General features: G+C 65.5%; 17 protein-coding genes and 1 rRNA gene. 12 read left to right on the plus strand and 6 right to left on the minus strand.

What is annotated here, in order from left to right:
* Positions 1–106 precede the first annotated feature (106 nt).
* Together PY310_RS17850 and PY310_RS17855 are read right to left on the minus strand one after the other, a co-directional pair.
* Positions 107–676: a TetR/AcrR family transcriptional regulator gene (locus PY310_RS17850; RefSeq protein WP_275215806.1), complete on the minus strand. Its 570-nt coding sequence runs from the start codon at positions 674–676 to the stop codon at positions 107–109.
* On the minus strand, positions 673–2,643 hold the full coding sequence (locus tag PY310_RS17855) for an MFS transporter (RefSeq protein WP_275215807.1): 1,971 nt from the start codon (positions 2,641–2,643) through the stop codon (positions 673–675). The genes PY310_RS17850 and PY310_RS17855 overlap by 4 nt, the downstream gene beginning before the upstream one ends.
* Before the next feature lie 240 nt (positions 2,644–2,883).
* Here PY310_RS17855 and PY310_RS17860 point away from each other — a divergent pair, with 240 nt between their 5' ends.
* From PY310_RS17860 to PY310_RS17885, 6 genes are all read left to right on the plus strand, one after another.
* Positions 2,884–3,993, plus strand: coding sequence for an ABC transporter substrate-binding protein (locus PY310_RS17860; protein WP_275215808.1), 1,110 nt, complete (start codon positions 2,884–2,886; stop codon positions 3,991–3,993).
* Between the two features lie 10 nt (positions 3,994–4,003).
* A complete protein-coding gene (locus PY310_RS17865; protein WP_275215809.1) occupies positions 4,004–5,122 on the plus strand; it encodes a FecCD family ABC transporter permease in 1,119 nt (372 codons plus the stop codon).
* 122 nt (positions 5,123–5,244) lie between these two features.
* Positions 5,245–6,228, plus strand: a complete 984-nt coding sequence (locus PY310_RS17870) for a FecCD family ABC transporter permease (RefSeq protein WP_275215826.1) — start codon at positions 5,245–5,247, stop codon at positions 6,226–6,228.
* Between the two features lies 1 nt (position 6,229).
* Positions 6,230–7,045 carry an ABC transporter ATP-binding protein gene (locus tag PY310_RS17875; protein ID WP_275215810.1) on the plus strand — a complete coding sequence of 272 codons (816 nt, stop codon included), beginning with the start codon at positions 6,230–6,232 and terminating at the stop codon, positions 7,043–7,045.
* Positions 7,042–8,094 carry a siderophore-interacting protein gene (locus tag PY310_RS17880; RefSeq protein WP_275215811.1) on the plus strand — a complete coding sequence of 351 codons (1,053 nt, stop codon included), beginning with the start codon at positions 7,042–7,044 and terminating at the stop codon, positions 8,092–8,094. Before PY310_RS17875 ends, PY310_RS17880 begins: the two co-directional genes overlap by 4 nt.
* 195 nt (positions 8,095–8,289) lie before the next feature.
* On the plus strand, positions 8,290–9,132 hold the full coding sequence (locus tag PY310_RS17885) for an SGNH/GDSL hydrolase family protein (RefSeq protein ID WP_275215812.1): 843 nt from the start codon (positions 8,290–8,292) through the stop codon (positions 9,130–9,132).
* Here PY310_RS17885 and PY310_RS17890 read toward each other — a convergent pair.
* Positions 9,129–9,416, minus strand: coding sequence for a YciI family protein (locus tag PY310_RS17890; RefSeq protein ID WP_275215813.1), 288 nt, complete (start codon positions 9,414–9,416; stop codon positions 9,129–9,131). The genes PY310_RS17885 and PY310_RS17890 overlap by 4 nt on opposite strands.
* A gap of 69 nt (positions 9,417–9,485) precedes the next feature.
* On the opposite strand from PY310_RS17890, the gene PY310_RS17895 reads away from it, so the two are divergent.
* A complete protein-coding gene (locus tag PY310_RS17895) occupies positions 9,486–9,965 on the plus strand; it encodes a MarR family winged helix-turn-helix transcriptional regulator (RefSeq protein ID WP_275215814.1) in 480 nt (159 codons plus the stop codon).
* 39 nt (positions 9,966–10,004) lie between these two features.
* Positions 10,005–10,766 carry an SGNH/GDSL hydrolase family protein gene (locus tag PY310_RS17900; protein ID WP_275215815.1) on the plus strand — a complete coding sequence of 254 codons (762 nt, stop codon included), beginning with the start codon at positions 10,005–10,007 and terminating at the stop codon, positions 10,764–10,766.
* Positions 10,767–10,782: 16 nt separating this feature from the next.
* On the opposite strand, the gene PY310_RS17905 is transcribed toward PY310_RS17900, so the two are convergent.
* From PY310_RS17905 to PY310_RS17915, 3 genes are read right to left on the minus strand one after another with little or no spacing between them, the layout of a single operon-like run.
* Positions 10,783–11,601, minus strand: a complete 819-nt coding sequence (locus PY310_RS17905; protein WP_275215816.1) for an FAD:protein FMN transferase — start codon at positions 11,599–11,601, stop codon at positions 10,783–10,785.
* Positions 11,585–12,076 carry an FMN-binding protein gene (locus tag PY310_RS17910; protein ID WP_275215818.1) on the minus strand — a complete coding sequence of 164 codons (492 nt, stop codon included), beginning with the start codon at positions 12,074–12,076 and terminating at the stop codon, positions 11,585–11,587. The genes PY310_RS17905 and PY310_RS17910 overlap by 17 nt, the downstream gene beginning before the upstream one ends.
* Positions 12,073–13,545, minus strand: a complete 1,473-nt coding sequence (locus PY310_RS17915; RefSeq protein WP_275215819.1) for a ferredoxin reductase family protein — start codon at positions 13,543–13,545, stop codon at positions 12,073–12,075. The genes PY310_RS17910 and PY310_RS17915 overlap by 4 nt, the downstream gene beginning before the upstream one ends.
* A gap of 316 nt (positions 13,546–13,861) precedes the next feature.
* Here PY310_RS17915 and rpmB point away from each other — a divergent pair, with 316 nt between their 5' ends.
* The 4 genes from rpmB to PY310_RS17935 all read left to right on the plus strand — a co-directional run.
* Positions 13,862–14,098 (plus strand): 50S ribosomal protein L28, encoded by a 237-nt coding sequence (gene rpmB, locus PY310_RS17920; protein ID WP_015938871.1) that lies wholly within the window; start codon positions 13,862–13,864, stop codon positions 14,096–14,098.
* A complete protein-coding gene (rpmG, locus tag PY310_RS17925; RefSeq protein WP_013602737.1) occupies positions 14,098–14,265 on the plus strand; it encodes a 50S ribosomal protein L33 in 168 nt (55 codons plus the stop codon). The genes rpmB and rpmG overlap by 1 nt, the downstream gene beginning before the upstream one ends.
* Before the next feature lie 3 nt (positions 14,266–14,268).
* Positions 14,269–14,574, plus strand: coding sequence for a 30S ribosomal protein S14 (rpsN, locus tag PY310_RS17930; RefSeq protein WP_164204161.1), 306 nt, complete (start codon positions 14,269–14,271; stop codon positions 14,572–14,574).
* A gap of 679 nt (positions 14,575–15,253) precedes the next feature.
* Positions 15,254–15,593 (plus strand): 16S ribosomal RNA (locus tag PY310_RS17935); the annotation flags it as partial.

Below are 15,593 nucleotides of genomic sequence, written 5' to 3' on the forward strand. Positions count from 1 at the left end.
CTCTCTCACTTAATGTGGATTTTTGACCATCCCTCTCTCACTTTCTTGAAGAGAGTGAGAGAGCGTCGCCCAGAAGGCGCATTAAGTGATGGAGCGTTGGGAAATTTCACGCATTAAGTGAGAGAGGGTTTCCAGGGGGTGGGGGCGCCGCGTCGATCTGGGCTTGGATGATGGGCCCGAAGTGCGCCACGAGCTCGTCAAACCCCCAGTGATCGAACAGGCCCAGCGTGCGGAGCGTCTCGCCGAACCCGGTCATCAGGGCGATCACCGTCGCGGCCGCACGCCGATCGGGCGACGTGTCGCCCATGGCGCGGGCGACGGCGGCGAGGTAGCGTTCGCGGATCTCGGCGCGGGCAGCGTCGGGGTCCGGGGCGTCCTGGATGGCGAACGGGATCATGGCCCACGGCTCCTGCACGCCGCGCTCCCGGCGCATCAGGACCCGGAACACCAGCGCACGGCCAAGTTCCGACGTCGGGACGTCCAGGTCGGTGAGGAGCGATTCGTCCGGTTGGGCCGCGGCGAAGAGTTTTTCCTTGGAGCGGAACAGCTTCATGACCAGGGCCGCCGAGATGCCGGCGTCGGCAGCGATGTCCCGGACTGTCACACCCCGGTATCCGCGTTCACCGAAGAGGCGCCTGGCGGACTGCAGGATGGTGTCATGGCTCGGGCTGCTCATGCCCGCACCGGTTCGTCCGTGTTTTCCTCTGAAAGCGGCGCGGCGAGGTCCAGGGTGACGGAACGGCTGTCCACGGCCAGTTTGCCGGCCAGCGCCTGGTGGGTCACCGGATGCAGCATGCTGACAACGTAGCGCCCGGCCGGCGGCAACGGAAAAGCGTACGTGCCGTCGTTGCCGGTGTGCGTGGTTGCCACGTGCTCGCCCGTCGCCTGCAGCAGCGTCACCACGGCACCCGGGACTGCGCGGCCGCCAACACTGACAGTGCCGCTGAGTTCCAGGCGCTTCGCCAGGAGGAAGTTGTGCTGGAGGGTGCGGCCGTCGAAGTCGAAGACCTGCGCCAAAGGCGCCCAGCCGCCCGCATTGGCCACAACGAGGTATTTCCCGGCACCGGGCAGCGCCACCGAATAGTTGCCTTCCGCGTCCACCCGGCTCCAGTCCACCGGCTCGCCGCCGGTCCGCAGAACGGTGACGACGGCGGGCGTGAGGGGGCGGTGGTCCGCTGCCAGTACGCGCCCTTGGACCACGAGTTCGCTGACCGCGCCCACGGGCACCGCCGGGCGGGGTGCCGCCAGCCGCGGGATGAACACCGCGGCAAGGATGGATCCCGCCGAGGCCAGGGCTGCCATCCAGAAAACGTCCTTGAACGCATCGAACGAGGGAAGGTGGGCGGCGCCCACCGTGAGGGTCACGGAGGTGAGGACGGCTGCGACGGCGGCGCTCGACGTCGAGGTGCCGATGGACCTGACCAGGCTGTTCAGTCCGTTGGCGGACGCCGTCTCGGTGATGGGAACCACGCCCATGATCAGGGTGGGCATGGCCGCGTAGGCGATGGCCGTTCCGATGCTGACCACGGTGGAACCGATGATGACTGACGCGATGGAGTCGTAGAAGAACACGCGGCCCACGTAGCCGGCAATCATCACGGCGGCACCGGCAATCAGCGCGGTCTTGCCGCCAAAAACGCGGATCAGGCGGCCGGAAACGGGTGCGAAGATCACCATGGCGAGTCCGGACGGGACCATGCACAGCCCGGCTGTGATGACGCTCAGCTGGAAGCCATAGCCGGTGGACGCGGGCAGTTGAAGCTGTTGCGTCGTGAGCAGCATGTTCGCGAACATGGCGAACCCGATCAGCAGGGAGGCCACGTTGGTCATCAGCACCGGGCGGCGGGCGGAAGTCCGCAGGTCAACCATCGGATGGCTGACCTTGAGTTCGTAGGGCACCCACATGGCCAGCAGCACCACGGCGCTCAGGAACAGCAGCAGGACCGGTTCCGAGCCCCAGCCCCACGAACCGCCCTTGGAGATGGCCAGCAGGAGGGCCGCCAGCGCACCGGACAACACCACGGCCCCGGCGTAATCGAAGCGCCCCGGCGTACGGACCTTCGATTCTGGGACCACCAGCACGACGGCCAGGAGCAGCAGCGTGCCGGCCGCGGCGGAGACCCAGAAAATGGACGCCCAGCCGAGGCCCTCGTACAGCACGCCGGCCAGCGGCAAGCCCAAGGCACTGCCGATGCCGAGGGTGGCGCTCATCAGGGCAACCGCCGATCCCATCTTTTCCTTCGGCAATTCGTCCCGCATGATGCTGATGCCCACGGGAATCAGCGCTGAGGAGAACCCCTGGAGGGCCCGTCCGATGATGAGCCACAGGAAGGACCCGCCAACGCCGGCGATGACGGAGCCCGTCACCATGATGGCCAGGCAGATCACCATCATCTTGCGCTTGCCGTACATGTCCGCGCTGCGGGACACGATCGGTGTTGCCACCGCGCTCGAGAGCAGCGTCGCAGTCACGAGCCAGGAGGCGTCGTCGGCGGTTACGCCCAGGATGCGGGGGAAATCCGGAAGCAGCGGGACCACCAGCGTCTGCATCAGTGATACCACCGTGCCGCTGAGCGCCAGGACTGCGGTGATGAGCGACGGCGCTGGGCTGCGTTGGGGACGGGCGGCGGTGGTACGGGGCATCTGCTGCTTTCGAAGGGAGCGGGGCGTGGGAAGCCGGGGCGGGAACGCGGCCAGCAATCCACGCGAGGCGGTGAACGGGCGTTTACCCTTCCACCAGTGAACCACCGTTCACCCCCGAGTCGCAATCTGCGGGGCGCGTTTTCTTCGTCACATGAGTAATTACGCAAGGCAAAGCTTTCGTAATTGCCATGAGGGTAGGCTAGCCTTACTTAGGTTTGCTTCACTGACCTAAGGAGTTTCGTGACTTCCCCCCTCTTCCGTGGCCCCAGCGCCACACGCCGGACCCTGTTCAAAACAGCCGGCAAGGCCTCTGCGGTGCTGGCAGCAGCGGCACTCAGCCTTTCGGCCTGCTCCACAGGTCCTGCCGCGGGTCCCGCGGCGAGTACGCCCGACGCCGGAACCTCCAGCAGCTCCCAGTTCCCTGTCACCATCAAGCACGTCTTCGGCGAGACCACCATCAAGGAACGGCCCACACGCGTGGCCACCGTCTCCTGGGTCAATGACGATGTGGCCATCGCCCTCGGCGTTGTACCCGTGGGTGTGCCCAAGAACGAATGGGGCGGCAACGAACAGGGCTCCACGCCGTGGAAGGACGCCGCGCTCAAGGAACTTGGCGCCGGATTCGGCACGGCCAAGGCGCCGGTTCAGTACTCGGAGGCCGACGGCATCAACTTCACCGAGATCGCCAAGCTGACCCCGGACGTCATCCTCGCCGCGTACTCCGGGCTGAGTGAAGAGGACTACCGGAAGCTCAGTGAGATCGCCCCGGTTGTGGTCCACCCCGAGGTTGCCTACGGGACGTCCTGGCAGGACTCCACCGCCATCATCGGCAAGGCGCTGGGCAAGGACGCCGAGGCCACCAAACTGATTTCGGCCACCGAAGCCACAGTGAAGAACGAAGCTGCCAAGTACCCGCAAATCGCCGGCAAGAGCTTCATCTACGGCTACGCAAATCCCGCAGATCCAACGGCCACAGGCTTTTACACCGCCAACGACAACCGTCCGAGGTTCCTATCTGCGATTGGTATGACGCTCGCCCCGGTCGCCGAAAAGGCCTCCGCCGGCTCCAAGGAATTCTTTGTACCCTGGTCCGCCGAAAAGGCCAACGAACTGGAGTCCGATATCTTCCTGAGCTCGGTGGAGGACACCGCCGCCGGCGAGGCCGTCAAAAGCGACCCGCTGCTGGGCCAGATCCCGGCGGTCAAGCATGGCGCATTCGTTGCCGATGCGGACAAGAGCCTGGTGCTGGCCATCTCCGCGTCCTCGCCGTTGAGCCTGCCCTGGGCGCTGGACACGTTCCTGCCGCAACTCGCCACCGCCGCGGACGCAGCCGCCGGCGCGACGAAGTAGGCACCATTTCATGACGAAAAGTACGACGGCGGCACGCGCCGAGGGGCGGGATCTCGGCGCTTTGGTACCCCCAGAGCGCCGATATCTCACCTCTGGGCGTCCTTCCGGCGGCCACTCCCGTTCCGGGAGCCGCGCGAGAGGTGGGCCAGCAGCGTGGCTGCTGGCCGCCGTCGTCGTACTGGCTCTGCTGGCAGCCGCTTCCCTGGCCATCGGGGCCCGCGGCCTTCCGCTTGCCACCGTGTGGCAGGCACTCACCCAGTTCGATACCGCCAACGGGGACCACGCGGTGGTGCACGCCCGCATCCCGCGCACCGTCCTGGGACTGCTTGCCGGCGGTGCACTCGGCCTGGCGGGCGCCGCCATGCAGGGTGTGGCCCGTAATCCGCTGGCCGATCCGGGCATCATGGGCGTTAACGCAGGCGCGGCGCTGGCTGTGGTCACCGGCATCTATGTCTTCGGAGTTTCATCCCTGACCGGCTACATCTGGTTCGCTTTCGTGGGCGCCGCAGTGGCCGCCGTCGTGGTTTACGTCATCGCCTCGCTGGGCAGGGACGGCGCGACGCCGGTCAAGCTCGCCCTCGCCGGCGCGGCCCTGAGCGCCGGTCTGTTCTCGCTCATGAACATCATCCTCGTCTCAAGCCAGGACACCCTGGACCGGTTCAGGTTCTGGCAGGTGGGCGGGATCGCCGGCCGCGACTGGTCCGTGGTGCTTCCCGGCCTCCCGTTCCTGGCAGTGGGGGCCATCATTGTCCTCTGCACCGGCCGCATCCTCAACAGCCTGGCGCTGGGGGATGACATCGCTCGCGGTCTCGGCCACCGCGTGGGACTGGCACGGGGCGTCACGGCTTTGGGCATTGTGCTGTTGTGCGGCTCCGCGACGGCTCTGGCCGGGCCCATCGGCTTTGTTGGGCTGGTCATACCGCACGCTGTCCGCTTCCTCACCGGTCCGGACTACCGCTGGATCCTCCCGTTCTCTCTGGTCCTGGCCCCGGCGCTGCTGCTCGGCGCCGACATCATCGGCCGGGTGGTGCTGCTTCCGGGGGAGGTCCCGGCCGGAATTATGACCGCGCTGGTGGGCGCGCCTGTCTTCGTCTGGCTGATCCGTCGCGGGAAGGGGGTGGGACTGTGAGGATAATCGCCCCGATCCACCCCGAGAGCGCACTTCACGCCAATCCGCAGCCCAAACATTGGCGTTATCTGCCCGCTCGCGGGGTGAACCGGACCGCTATCCTGGGTTTCGCCGTCGTCCTGATGTTCGCCGTGTACGTCCTGCTCGGCAGTTACACCGTGACCATCCCGGACTTCTTCAGAATCCTCGCCGCGCACCTGACCGGCGGTGAAAGAATTCCCGGCGCCAGCTTCATCGTGATGGAAAACAAACTCCCGCGCGCGGTAGTGGGCACCCTGATCGGGGCAGCGTTCGGCCTGGCCGGCGGACTGTTCCAAACCATGCTTCGCAACCCGCTGGCCAGCCCGGACGTGATCGGCATCAGCTATGGCGCCAGCGCCGCGGCCGTCACGGCCATCGTGGTCTTCGGCGCCTCCGGGGCGGCGGTCTCCGGCGCTGCCCTCATCGGAGCGCTCGGCGTGGCCGCCGTCATCTACGCCATTTCCCGCGGCGGATCCCTCGGCTCAGGCGGCGGAAATGGGGGGAGTGCTGCCGGCAACCGCCTGATCCTGGCCGGGGTAGGCATCGCTGCCGCCCTGCACGCCGTGGTCAGCTTCCTGATGACCCGGGCCGACATCCGCACCGCCGCCGACGCGCTCGTCTGGCTCAACGGCTCCCTCAACTCCGCCAACTGGGACCGTGCCGCCACGCTCTCCCTTGTACTTTTGGTGCTCATCCCGGCGGTCAGCGCACTCGCCGGCCCGCTGCGCATCCTGGAACTCGGCGACGACGCCGCTGCCGGACTGGGCATTCGGGTCGGGTTCACGCGGCTTGCCGTGGTGGTCACCGCGGTGTCACTGGCAGCGGTGGCGACGGCGGCAGCCGGCCCGGTAGCGTTCGTCGCCTTCGTCGCCGGTCCCATCGCGCGGCGCTTCGTCAACAAAGCCAGCCTGCCGGCGTCGGCTTTTGTGGGCGCGCTGATTGTCCTGACGGCCGACTATTTTGCCGCCAACATCGCTCCCTTGCTGCTGGACGGCACCGTGCTGCCCGTCGGCGTCATCACCGGCGCGCTCGGTGCCCCCTTCCTGCTGTGGCTCCTGGTCACGGCCAACCGAAAGGATGCCTGACATGGCAGTTCTCAGCGCACACGACCTCACGCTGAAGTACGACCAGCGCTGCGTGGTGGACGGGCTCACGGCAGAAATTCCCGAGGGCAAGGTGACCATGATCGTCGGTGCCAACGCCTGCGGAAAGTCCACACTCCTCCGCGGCCTGTCCCGGCTCCTCAAGCCCGCCGCCGGCGTAGTGACACTGGACGGCAAGGACATCCACGTCCGCCCGGCCCGCGAACTGGCCCGCACCCTGGGCCTCCTCCCGCAGCACCCCACCGCCCCGGACGGCATAACGGTCCGCGATCTGGTGGGGCGCGGGCGGTACCCGCACCAGGGCTTCTTCCGGAGCTGGGGAGAAAAGGACGACGCCGCGGTGCAGCGCGCGCTTGAGGCGACGGAAACGCTGGAACTCGCTGACCGCAACGTGGACGAACTGTCCGGCGGCCAGCGGCAGCGCGTCTGGATCGCCATGGCCCTGGCCCAGGAAACCGATGTGCTCCTGCTGGACGAACCCACCACCTACCTTGATCTGGCCCATCAGGTGGAAGTCCTGGACCTGGTCACGGACCTGAACCGCAAACGCGGCACCACCGTGGCCATCGTGCTGCACGACCTGAACCTCGCGGCACGCTACGCGGACCACGTCATCGCCATGAAAGCCGGGGCAATCGTGGCCCTCGGCGCCCCCACAAAAGTTGTCACCGAAAAAATGGTTTTGGACGTCTTCGGACTCGAGTCCAGGGTCATTCCGGACCCCATTTCGGGAACGCCACTGATCATTCCCATCGGCCGCCACCACGCCACTGCCAACGAACTGGAGCTCGTTTCATGAAGACCCGAGAGATCGCCGCCACCGAGCCCATGACCCTTGCGTTCGAGGTCACCGTTTCCTCTGTCCAGGAGCTGAGCCCCACCTTCCGCCGCATCACCTTCGGCGGTTACTCGCTGCGCGACTTCGGCGTCTCCGGGGACACCCTGGACCTGCGGATCAAGCTGATGATTCCCTCGCTCGACGGCGACGGGCGGCAGATCCCGCTGCCCACCTTCACCATGAACGCCTCCGGCTGGTACCAGGAATGGCTCGCGATGGACCCCGCCGTGCGCGGCTCCATGCGCACCTACACCGTGCGCAGCGAACGCCTGGACGGCGTCTACCCGGAAATCGACGTCGACTTCGTGATGCACTCCGACGCAGGCGGGTACTTGGACACCGTCAACGGGCCCGCCGCCAACTGGGCTCAGAACGCCCGGCCCGGCGACGCCCTCACCATCATCGGACCCAACAACCGGGCCGCGCAGTGCCGCACGGCCGAAACCTACGGCGGCATCGAGTGGCGTCCGGGCCTGGCCCAACGGGTCCTGCTCGCCGGTGACGAGACAGCCGTTCCCGCCATCTCCGCCATCCTCGAAAGCCTGCCGTCCTACATGAGCGGCCATGCCTTCCTGGAGGTTCCCGAGGCCGGTGACTTCCTCGACCTGAAGACCGATGCCGCCGTCGACATCACCTGGCTCGCCCGCGGGGCCGGCATCGGCCGCTCCCGCCAGCACGGCGAGTTGCTGCAGCACGCCGTGCGTCAGGCCGTGCCGGTACCCGGTTGGGTAGGCATCAAGGCGGCCAGCGGCGGTGGGGGCCCCGAGCCCGAGGACGTCAACGTGGACCTGGACATCCTCTGGGAGACTCCGGCGCGGATGGAGGCAGCGGTGCTCGAGGCCAGCAGGAACCCGGACATGCCGGCGGGTGCCATGCCCTTCTACGCCTGGATCGCCGGCGAGGCCGCCGTCATCAAGGACATGCGCCGGTACCTCGTGCGGGACGTCGGCATCGACCGGAAACAGGTCGCGTTCATGGGCTACTGGCGCCACGGGAAAGCGGAGGGTTGACCGCTCAAGGGTGGAGGGGAGGCATCCTCGGCGTGCTCGCTCGTTCCTCGCTTAGACGCACGCTGCCGGATGCCTCCCCTCCACCCCTTCCAGACGCTCTCTCACTTAATGTGGGGTTTTTGGCAACCCTCTCGCACCCCACGCCTGTTGCCCGGTGTTAACGTCGGCTTTGCTTTCGACGGCTACGGTGGTGGGGTGTGCGCTGAATCTTTGCTTCCTTCGAGCGGCCGGCGCGTTTTTGTTGCCTTGGGGGATTCCTTCACAGAGGGCGTCGGGGACCGGGATGAACGGCTGCCCAACGGGGTGCGCGGGTGGGCTGACCGGGTGGCTGAGAAGCTGGCAAAGGCTAACCCGGGCTGGGAATACGCCAACCTGGCCATTCGGAGTAAACGGCTGCGCCACGTGGTGAGCGAACAGCTGGAGCCGGCGCTCGCCATGAAGCCCGCCTTGATCACCCTGTACGCCGGCGGAAACGACATCCTGGACATCGGCACTGACATGGCTGTCCTGATGGATGACTACGAAAAGCTGGTGGCACGGCTTGCCGGGAGCGGGGCAACGCTGGTCCTGTTCACGGGTTTTGACGTCAAGGTTTCGGCCGTGCTGGAGCTGCTGAAGAAGCGGAACACCGTCTACAACCAGCGGGTCCGGGAAATCGCGGCCCAGTACGGCGCCGTGCTGGTGGATTACTGGTGCCTGGATGCGTTCCATGACCAGCGGATGTGGGACTCGGACCGGCTCCACATGTCCAAGGCGGGCCACAAATACCTCGCGGGGCAGGTCTTGGACCAGCTCGGCGTGCCGCACAAGATTCAGCCCAAGGAATGGGAGCCGCTGCCCCGGCTTAGCCTGCGCGAGTGGGAGCAGCAGCAGCGGCGCTGGGTCAATGACTGGGTGGTGCCGCTCTTTGGCCGCAAGATCAGGGGCATCACGCTGGGGGACTCACTGGCGGCGCGCTGGCCCGAACCGGTCAGGGTACCGCGGAAGCGTGGCCTGAAGAAGGTGGCGGAGAACCGCGCCAAGGCCACAGGGGCTTAGGTGTCCAGCAGGTTTTCGTAGCCCTCGGCCACGGTGGTGGCCGTGAACTCGATGACCTCGAACTCGGCCACCCCGTTGCTGTAGAACGGGTCCCTGGCCAGGGCTGCATCAAGGGTGGCGCGGCTGGCCTTGGACAACAGCACACCGCCCACCGCCGGAACCAGGCGTCCGGACGCAAGGAACACGCCGTCGTCGAACGCTTCTTTGACCCAGGCCATATGCGCGGGGCGGTGATAGTCAACGATGTCTTCGGGCACTTTGTAGGTGAGCGACACAACAAACATAGGCCCAGCCTACCGGCGCGCGGACCCGGCACTTGAACTGTCAAGAGTTTGTCCTCCTAGAATGGAGTCATGACCGAACCGCGCTGGCTGAACGCCGACGAACGCCGTGCCTGGCTGGCGATCCTGAGTATCAACACCCTTCTCCCCGCCGCCCTGGACAGTCAGCTCCACACTGCCGGCAAGGTATCCCTGTTCGACTACAACGTCATGGCGATGCTTTCGGAGGCCGAAGGGCATTTTCTTCCCATGAGTGAGCTGGCAGCCCGGACCAGTTCGTCGCTGTCCCGGCTCTCGCATGTGGTGTCGAAACTGGAAAAGCGCGGCTGGCTGGAGCGGCGTCCGCACCCGCGTGACGCGCGGGTGACCACAGCGCACCTGTCCGACGACGGGATGGCCACTTTGGTGAACCTCGCCCCGGGGCACGTAGAGGCAGTCCGGACAAAGTTCCTGGATGCGCTGACGGACCGCGACGTTAATGATTTGGCCCGCATCGGGGAGAAAATTGTGGCCCGGCTCGACGATGACCACTGGATCCTCCGCGAAAGCTGATTCTTGGTTGCTCGCGGCAACGGATGACAGACTGGCGCTATGGATTTTTCGGCCCGGTACGTAGCCCTTGGTGATTCCTTCACTGAAGGAGTCGGTGATGATGACGCCACCCGTCCTAACGGAGTCCGGGGCTGGGCCGACCGCGTGGCTGAGCAGCTGGGCGCGGCGGATCCCGCCTTCGGCTACGCCAACCTCGCCATCCGCGGCAGGAAGCTCCGCCAGATCATGGCAGAGCAGGTGGACGCCGCCGTCGAGCTTAAGCCCACCCTGGTAACCATTTATGCAGGGGCCAACGACATTCTGCGGCCCAGGATCGACATCGACGATCTGCTCACTGAGTACGACGCCGGCATCCGCAAGCTGACCGCCACCGGAGCCACCGTGGTGATGTTCACCGGCTTCGATGCACGCGGTTCCAAGGTGTTCAGCGCCATGCGCGGGCGCACTGCGATCTATAACGAGCTGGTGCGCGGCATCGCGGGTGACCACGGCGCCCTCCTGGTCGATTACTGGCGCTTCAGCGAGTACTACGACTGGGGCATGTGGGCGAAGGACCGGATGCACATGTCCGCCGCAGGCCACGCCAACATGGCCAGGCGCGTCCTGACGGTCCTCGAACACGAGCACTCCATCGACGTCCCGCCCATGACCCCCGTCCCCGAACTCAGCAGGGCCGAAGCGATCCGCGCCAACGCCCGCTGGGTCCGCGAATTTGCCGGGCCGTGGGTGGTCCGCCGTGTCACCGGGAAGTCCTCCGGCGACGGACTGGCTCCCAAATACGGCCGGCTCACGCACCTCTGAACCGGGCCCGGAAGCTCTAGCGGCGGAAGTCCGGCGTCCCCAGCAGCTCCCCGTCCGGGGCGACGGCCAACACGGCGACGTCCCAGCCATCGGTGGCCCGGTCCAGCATGGGCATGCCGCCGGCCACGATCGCGGTGGCCAGGACGTCGGCGGTGGTGATGTCCGCGGCGGCCACGGTGGCCTGGACAAAGTCGGCGCTGCTTCCCACCCGCCAGATGTGCTCCCCGCGTTCCGCAGAGCCGGAGGTGGCGACGGCGCTGTGCCGGCTGCTGCCACCCAGCGCGTAGCCGGTAAGCAGGCTTTGGCGGTCCGCCGGGTCCACGATGCCGGCTTTCCAGGGCTCGCCGCTGCCCGGGCGGGGCGAGCCGCTGACCAGGACGTCGCCGCCGGCATTGAGGCACCAGTCCGTGCGCCCGAGCGCCAGCAGGGACGTCCCCGCCTCCCGGATTGCCTGGGCCTTGATGAGCCCGGAAAGGTCCAGCACGCCGTCGGGCCGTTCCGGCGAGAAAGCCCCGTGCGTCCGCAGCCGCCATTCGTGCGCCTCGGCATACCGCTCGCGCATCTCGGTTGAGGCGCCGCGCAGCGTCAGTTCGCCCCGGGCCAGCCTGGCCGCTTCGGAATCCACGCGGTAAAGACTGAATCTTTCGTCCAGGTCCCCGAAAAGGCGTTCGACGACGGCGGTGGCGGCAGCGAGCTCCTCGAGCCCTGGCTGCCCTTCCGCGGGGGAGTCGATCGGCAGCGTCAGCCCGATGACCGTGCCCATGCATTCAAAGGTGCGGGCCTTCAGGACGACGCCGCCGGCTGCGGCGTCCAGGGGGTTAGAGGTGGGCTGCATCAATTGCCGCCTGGACTGAGGTCAGGTACGCGTCGCTGGTGATGGTGGCGCCGCTGACGGTCTGAACATCCGCCGACTGCGCCGCGAGGACCTTGCTCCGGAGCAGGGGCGCCGCGCGGTTGCTGATCTGGATCGACTTGCCGTCGGTGTTGGTCAGCTGGAGGGCGGTGACATCCGTGATCTTCCCGTTGGCTACCGTGATCTGGACCTGCACGGGACCGAACCGGGTCTGCACGGCGGTTCCCTTATACGTGCCGGAGGCGGAGGTTCCGGTCGAACCGGAAGCGCTTGAGGAACCGGACGACCCGGACGAACCCGACCCGGACGAACCGGTACCCGTCGAACCCGTGGTGCCTGCCGCCGTCGTACTTGACGCGACGGTGCTGATGCCGCCTGCCTGGGTGCCTGTTTGCCATCCCGCCAGGAGGATCCCGGCGGAGGCCAGGGCCGCTGCGACTGTTCCGCGTATTTTCACCAGTCAAACCTTTCGTGATGGATCTGTTCATCGGGGACGCCGGCTTTACCGGCATCCGCTATGACGTTGGCCGCCCACGCCGCCGGGCCGCAGACGTAGACGTCCGCATCCGCGATGTCCGGCACATAGGAGGTGAGGCTGAAGCCGTTTCGCACGGCTTCCTCGGGGAGCCAGGTGGAGTGGCCGTGGGCCCTCGGGCCGGTGAGATGGAAGAGCCGGACCCCCCGGGCCTGGCAGAGGTCGAGGATTTCGCTGCCCAGGTAGAGCTCCTGGTCGGTGTGGCCGCGGAGCAGGACGGTCGCCTCACCCGGAGCAAACGGCGTGGTTTCGAGCAGTGCGCGCAGCGGCGTTATGCCGATGCCGGCACCGATCATCACCACCTTGTTCCTGGTCCTGGCAGCCGTGCTGAGCAGCCCGTACGGACCCTCCAGCGCAACCTTGGTCCCCTTCCGCAGCCGCAGGAGTTGGGCGGACCCGTCGCCAAGGTTCCGCACGGTGACCCGCAGCGTCCCCTGGCCTTCCGGGCCATTGAAGACGGGTTCGGCGGACAGGCTGAACGGGTGGGGATGCCACCACATTCCCGTGGCCAGGAAGCGCCAGATGAAGAAGCGTCCGCCCGTGCCGGCCAGCTGTTCCAGCTTCCGGCCCTTCATGACGATGTTCACCACGCCCGGCGCCACGGCCTCCACGCGGGCCACTGACAACTGGTGCCGTGCCGAGGCAAGCACCGGCTCCAGTACCCGGAAGTACACCAGGGCCGTGCCCGTGTAGATGCAGATGGCCAGCCAGTACCATCGCTGCCAGGTGCCCGCCGCGAAGAGGCCGCCCACGCTGAACTGGTGAGGCAGTGACGTTGCCACCGCGGCATAGGTCAGCAGGTGCACAACGTACCAAAACTCGTAGGGAAAACGACGCCGGACAGCCACCAGGGAGGTCACGACGACGGCGATGGACAGCGCCATGGAGACGAACGCCAGCCACATGTCCGGGACCTGCACCCACAGGTTGATGGACTCGGTGACCGGATCCAGCCCTTCGTCCATGCCGTACCCGACCGCGATCAGGAGGCCGTGTGCCAGAAGCAGGTACAGGGATGGTTTTCCCAGCTTCCCGTGGAACTCCAAGGCGCGGTCGTGACCGATGGTGCGGTCAATGAAGGGAATCCTCGCGGCCAGGAGGAGCATGAGCAGGACCAGGTCCATGCCCGCCAGCCCGGCCACGATCCCCGCCGCCGTGAACAGGGAGGCGGGGGAGGTGATCTGGGCGGCCCCGCCGTCGGCAAGCCAGAGGGCAATTGCGGCGGCGACGGAGACCCAGGCAATGACGGTCAGGAGGTCTGTCCGAAGCATGCGTTGCCGGTACTGGCGGGCAAACCAGCCGGGGGCGGGCCTCTTCGCTGATGGTGGTGAAAGCTCCGGGCGGCCGGAGCTGCTTGCGGCCGGAGTCGCCGGCAGGAGCTGTGTGTTCATGTATCCAAGATGCTTGGCGAAGCTATGTCCCTGCTGTGAAAAGGACCAACCTGCGGCTGTGACCATTTGTTGGCCCTTATACACCGTTGTCCGCCGGATTGGTCTTTAATTGCCTCAACTCGTAGACTTGGTAGGCGCTAAGTGCGCGGAGCGTGCGCAATTGCTCCGGTGGCCCGGTAAATTCTCCAGGGTAGCCGGTAGTTAGGGGCTCAAGTTGCGTGACTAACCGTTCACCCTGATCACTTTGGGTCGCTCTTAGACGCATGATCCTGCAGCAGATATGCGGATCATTACTTTCAATTCTTGAGGAGAAGTCATGGCAGCACACTGCCAAGTGACCGGAGCCGAGCCGGGCTTTGGGCACAGCATTTCGCACTCGCACCGCCGCAACAAGCGTCGGTTCGATCCGAACATTCAGAAGAAGCGCTACTGGGTTCCGTCCCTGCGGCGTAACGTCACGCTGCAGGTTTCTGCGCGTGGCATCAAGACCATCGACGTACGCGGCATCGACGCAGTCGTCGCCTCTATCCTGGCTCGTGGGGTGAAGCTCTAGTGGCTAAGGACAAGGACGTACGTCCGATCATCAAGCTCAAGTCGACCGCGGGCACGGGTTACACCTATGTAACCCGTAAGAACCGTCGTAACGATCCGGACCGCATGGTTCTGAAGAAGTACGACCCCAAGATCCGCCAGCACGTCGAATTCCGAGAGGAGCGCTAAACCATGGCTAAGAAGTCCAAGATTGCTCGCAACGAGCAGCGCAAGGTCATCGTTGAGCGTTACGCTGCCAAGCGCCTCGAACTGAAGAAGGCCCTGGTTGACCCCAACTCAACCGACGAGGCACGCGAAGCTGCACGCCTCGGCCTGCAGAAGCTGCCCCGCAACGCCTCCCCGATCCGTCTGCGTAACCGCGACATCATCGACGGCCGTCCCCGCGGTACCTTCCAGAAATTCGGTATCTCCCGTGTTCGCTTCCGCGACATGGCTCACCGCGGTGAGCTCCCGGGCATCACCAAGTCTTCCTGGTAATTCAGCACCGCTGATTCCAGCAGCTTGAGAAGGGCCGGCAACCAATTGGTTGCCGGCCCTTCTGCATTTAAACGCCACGGGGCATTGATGAGGATGGTCCAGATCCGCACCTGTGTTGCAGCGTACAGAAGGAATGTACGACGGCGGGACTCATCCTGAGTGCCCATTGGCCGTATGTTCCCCGGAATCGCGGGGAACGGGGCCCCATCCGGGATGGATTTGCGGCAAGGCGTCACTGGGTGTATTGTTTTCTAAGTCGCCGCGAGGGGAACAGCGAGTAGCTGGTTACCGCGGGCGGCCAAACCCCCCACATTCAAGGCCATGATCTGGTTGTTCTTTTAGGGCGCTGGAAAGTGGCGGGGGGACGGTGTTTTCTGCCGGTGCGGGTCCTGGAAAATGGATTTGCGTCGGGGGTTGAGACCGGGTAAGTTTGAAAAGTTGCTCCGGAGCGATCCACGGCTGTTTAGTGCTGGTGGTGGTGCCGGGTGTGTCTGTTGTTTGAGAACTCAATAGTGTGCCAAGTTTGTTGATACCAATTTATTGTATTGAATTGGTTGAATTGGCCAGGCCTGTCCACCCCGTGGATTGGGTCTGGTTTTTACAGCTGGTTTCAAATTTTTGCAGCCTTCTTCTTCCGTTATTTCCGGGGGTGTTGGTTGTTTTCTGTTTTTGTTTTACTTCAACGGAGAGTTTGATCCTGGCTCAGGATGAACGCTGGCGGCGTGCTTAACACATGCAAGTCGAACGATGATCCGGTGCTTGCATCGGGGATTAGTGGCGAACGGGTGAGTAACACGTGAGTAACCTGCCCTTGACTCTGGGATAAGCCTGGGAAACTGGGTCTAATACCGGATATGACTCCTCATCGCATGGTGGGGGGTGGAAAGCTTTATTGTGGTTTTGGATGGACTCGCGGCCTATCAGCTTGTTGGTGAGGTAATGGCTTACCAAGGCGACGACGGGTAGCCGGCCTGAGAGGGTGACCGGCCACACTGGGACTGAGACACGGCCCAGACTCC

It is taken from the genome of Pseudarthrobacter naphthalenicus (genome assembly GCF_029076445.1).
Lineage (GTDB): Bacteria > Actinomycetota > Actinomycetes > Actinomycetales > Micrococcaceae > Arthrobacter > Arthrobacter naphthalenicus.

Coding starts and splice junctions, on each gene's coding strand:
- PY310_RS17850 (WP_275215806.1), bottom strand. CDS start 676: ATGAGCAGCCCGAGCCATGACACCATCCTGCAGTCCGCCAGGCGCCTC.
- PY310_RS17855 (WP_275215807.1), bottom strand. CDS start 2,643: ATGCCCCGTACCACCGCCGCCCGTCCCCAACGCAGCCCAGCGCCGTCG.
- PY310_RS17865 (WP_275215809.1), top strand. CDS start 4,004: ATGACGAAAAGTACGACGGCGGCACGCGCCGAGGGGCGGGATCTCGGC.
- PY310_RS17870 (WP_275215826.1), top strand. CDS start 5,245: ATGTTCGCCGTGTACGTCCTGCTCGGCAGTTACACCGTGACCATCCCG.
- PY310_RS17875 (WP_275215810.1), top strand. CDS start 6,230: ATGGCAGTTCTCAGCGCACACGACCTCACGCTGAAGTACGACCAGCGC.
- PY310_RS17880 (WP_275215811.1), top strand. CDS start 7,042: ATGAAGACCCGAGAGATCGCCGCCACCGAGCCCATGACCCTTGCGTTC.
- PY310_RS17890 (WP_275215813.1), bottom strand. CDS start 9,416: ATGTTTGTTGTGTCGCTCACCTACAAAGTGCCCGAAGACATCGTTGAC.
- PY310_RS17895 (WP_275215814.1), top strand. CDS start 9,486: ATGACCGAACCGCGCTGGCTGAACGCCGACGAACGCCGTGCCTGGCTG.
- PY310_RS17900 (WP_275215815.1), top strand. CDS start 10,005: ATGGATTTTTCGGCCCGGTACGTAGCCCTTGGTGATTCCTTCACTGAA.
- PY310_RS17905 (WP_275215816.1), bottom strand. CDS start 11,601: ATGCAGCCCACCTCTAACCCCCTGGACGCCGCAGCCGGCGGCGTCGTC.
- PY310_RS17915 (WP_275215819.1), bottom strand. CDS start 13,545: ATGAACACACAGCTCCTGCCGGCGACTCCGGCCGCAAGCAGCTCCGGC.
- rpmB (WP_015938871.1), top strand. CDS start 13,862: ATGGCAGCACACTGCCAAGTGACCGGAGCCGAGCCGGGCTTTGGGCAC.
- rpsN (WP_164204161.1), top strand. CDS start 14,269: ATGGCTAAGAAGTCCAAGATTGCTCGCAACGAGCAGCGCAAGGTCATC.